Source organism: Spirillospora sp. NPDC046719, from assembly GCF_040645715.1.
Taxonomy (GTDB): domain Bacteria; phylum Actinomycetota; class Actinomycetes; order Streptosporangiales; family Streptosporangiaceae; genus Spirillospora.
This window is the reverse complement of sequence record NZ_JBEYYT010000780.1, coordinates 1-2494: the sequence shown is the minus strand read 5'-3', so window position 1 is coordinate 2494 and position 2494 is coordinate 1. Positions and strand designations below refer to the sequence as shown.

2 protein-coding genes are annotated in these 2494 nt (G+C 74.9%); one reads left to right on the top strand and one right to left on the bottom strand.

Going from position 1 to position 2494, the window contains the following annotated elements:
• Positions 1-82: 82 nt before the first annotated feature.
• On the bottom strand, positions 83-1396 hold the full coding sequence (locus tag ABZ914_RS50110; protein ID WP_500201635.1) for a glycoside hydrolase family 36 protein: 1314 nt from the start codon (positions 1394-1396) through the stop codon (positions 83-85).
• A 170-nt stretch (positions 1397-1566) separates the two neighbouring features.
• On the opposite strand from ABZ914_RS50110, the gene ABZ914_RS50105 reads away from it, so the two are divergent.
• The coding region (locus tag ABZ914_RS50105) for an ROK family protein (RefSeq protein ID WP_500201634.1) at positions 1567-2494 on the top strand (928 nt) is incomplete at its 3' end.

Genomic DNA, 2494 nt, shown 5'->3' with positions numbered 1-2494 from the left:
GCCGGGGCGGTCACGGCGGCTCGGCCGCGCTCGGCGCCGTCCGCCGGGTCGGCCCGTCCCGGCAGGTGGTCCGCGCTGCTCGTCACGACGGCTCCGTCCGGGTCGGCACCATGAGCCGCCGGGTCGTCTCCAGGCCCCACGCGTCCAGCGCGGCGATCGGGTCGCCGGATCCGCGCAGCCCGCCGCCGGACTCGATGTGCTCGGCCCACTCCTCGCGCGCCTCGACCTCCGGCCGGGCCATGATGCAGTCGGGGTCGTTCACCCACCAGCGGGCGTGCAGGAACTCGCGCGCGGCTCCCGTCAGCCGGGCGCCGAGCTGCGACGGCTGGCTGAGGTCGCCCGCCTTCGGCAGCACCCGGGGCGCGGTGTCCGGGCTGACGCGCATGATGTCGGCCAGGCCGATGCTCGGCAGCAGGGGCGCACCGCAGGCGTGCAGCGCGGCGTCCGGGCCGATGGCCGTGCGGATCAGTTCGAGACCGCGCCGGTAGGCGGCGATCGGGCCGATGTCCTCGTGCCGGCGCCCGGGCAGCGCCCCCGCGTAGAGGTAGTCGAGCTTGAAGTGGCTCAGGCCCAGCGCCCGGAACCGCATGAAGACCCCGGCCAGGTGCGCGGCGGCGTCGGGGTGCGTGACGTCCAGGACGGCGAGGTCCTGGTCCCACATCACGCCGGCGTGCGCGCCGCCGACGAGCCAGTCAGGATGGTCCCGGAAGGTTCGGCTGCGCCGGCCGACGAGGAAGGGCGCCACCCAGATGCCCGCGCGCCGGCCCGACTCCAGAACGGCGCCGACGGACCGTTCCAGCGACCCGAACCCGGGGCGGAGGTCCAGCCAGTCGCCGATCTCGGCCTCGTAGCCGTCGTCGATGAGGAACATGTCGGCCTCGATGCCATGCCGTTCGGCCAGGGCGAGATTGTCGACGATGTCGGCGTCGGTGACCTTGTCCCAGTAGCCGTACCAAGAGCACCACATGGGCGGTACGGCCGGGAACCGATCGGGGGCGTGGCCTGCGGCGACGCCATCCGCCCAGGACCGCAGCGCGGCGTCCAGGCCGCCGTCGACCTCGTGGCGCGTGACGGGCCCGTCGGCGGACACGACCAGCCGGCCGCCCGCCCCGCAGGCCCGGATCGAGGGCACCTCCCCCGGGCCCGGGCCCGAGAAGACCGACACCGGGCCGCCGTCACCGGGATCGACCACCAGCAGGCCCTCGCCCTGGAACACCCCGGCCGGAACGGGCGTCTCCGGGCGGTAGCAGATGGTCTGCACGTTGTCGTCCGCGGGACGCGGCGGCGTCTCGCCGAGCCGGTAGGCGCCGGTCGGGCTCCACGACTGCCAGCCGAACTCGAACACCCGCGTCCGGGGCGAGAGACCGGTGATCTCTCCGACATCGGTGAACGGCATCGGATGCTCTCACTTCCAGGAGAGTTACAGAGGAGACCATCATTAGTACACTGGCCACAGGTGGATGGCAATGGGTGCTTTGCACTGGACTTGGCCTCCGCCTAGGCTGACCGGGTAGGCCGACAGCCACCCCGCCCTCCGCTTTTGAAGGGGACCTTCTGATGTCGACGATGCCGCCGATGGGTGGCGACCTGTCCAGGTTGCGGCAGCTCAACGCGCTGACCGTGATCAAGACACTGCGCGGGGCCGAGGCGGCGACCCTGTCCGCGCTGGCCGAGCGCACCGGACTGTCGCGGCCCTCCACCAAGGAGGTCATCGACGAACTGAGCGCCATGGGATGGGTGGAGGAGGTCCCCCCGGCGCCCGGCACGATGGGCCGCCCCGCCCGGCGCTACCGGTTCCGCGCCGACGGCGGGCACCTCATGGGCCTCGACATCGGCGCCTACCACATCCGCGCCGCCCTCGCCGACCTCGACGGCAACGTCCTCGCCGAGACGCGCCGCCCGGCGCACCCCGCCGCGCCGCTCGAGGACCGGCTCGCGGCGATAGAGCAGGCCGCCGCCGCCTGCCTCGCCCTGGGCGGCCTGACGATCGCCGACCTGTGGACGGTGGCGGTCGGCACCACCGGGCTCGTCGGCCCCGACGGCCGGGTCATCATGTCCGCCTCGATCCCGGCCTGGCGCGACCTCGACCTCGAGGGCCTGCTCGGTGAGAGGTTCCCCTGCCGGGTGCTGGTCGAGAACGACAGCCGGCTCGCCGCCCTGGCCGAGACCAGGCGCGGCGTGGCCCGCGACGCCAGGGACGTGGTCTTCCTGCACATCGGGCGCCGCATGGGCACCGGCCTGATCATCGACGGCCGGCTCCACCGCGGCTTCGGGGCGGCCGCGGGCGAGATCGTCATGCTCCCCGAGGCGGGCTGGCGGGACGGGCCGGTGGACCTCAACAACGCCGCGATCGTCCCCGACGGCCTACCGCCCGAGGACGCCGCCGGATTCACCCTCGCGGCCGGGGGGGGGGGGGGGGGCGGGGCCGCCGGCCCCGCCGCCGCGCCGGGGCGCCCCCCGCGGCCCTCGCGCCGCGCCCCGCGGGGCGGCGGGC

Coding starts and splice junctions, on each gene's coding strand:
- ABZ914_RS50110 (WP_500201635.1), bottom strand. CDS start 1,396: ATGCCGTTCACCGATGTCGGAGAGATCACCGGTCTCTCGCCCCGGACG.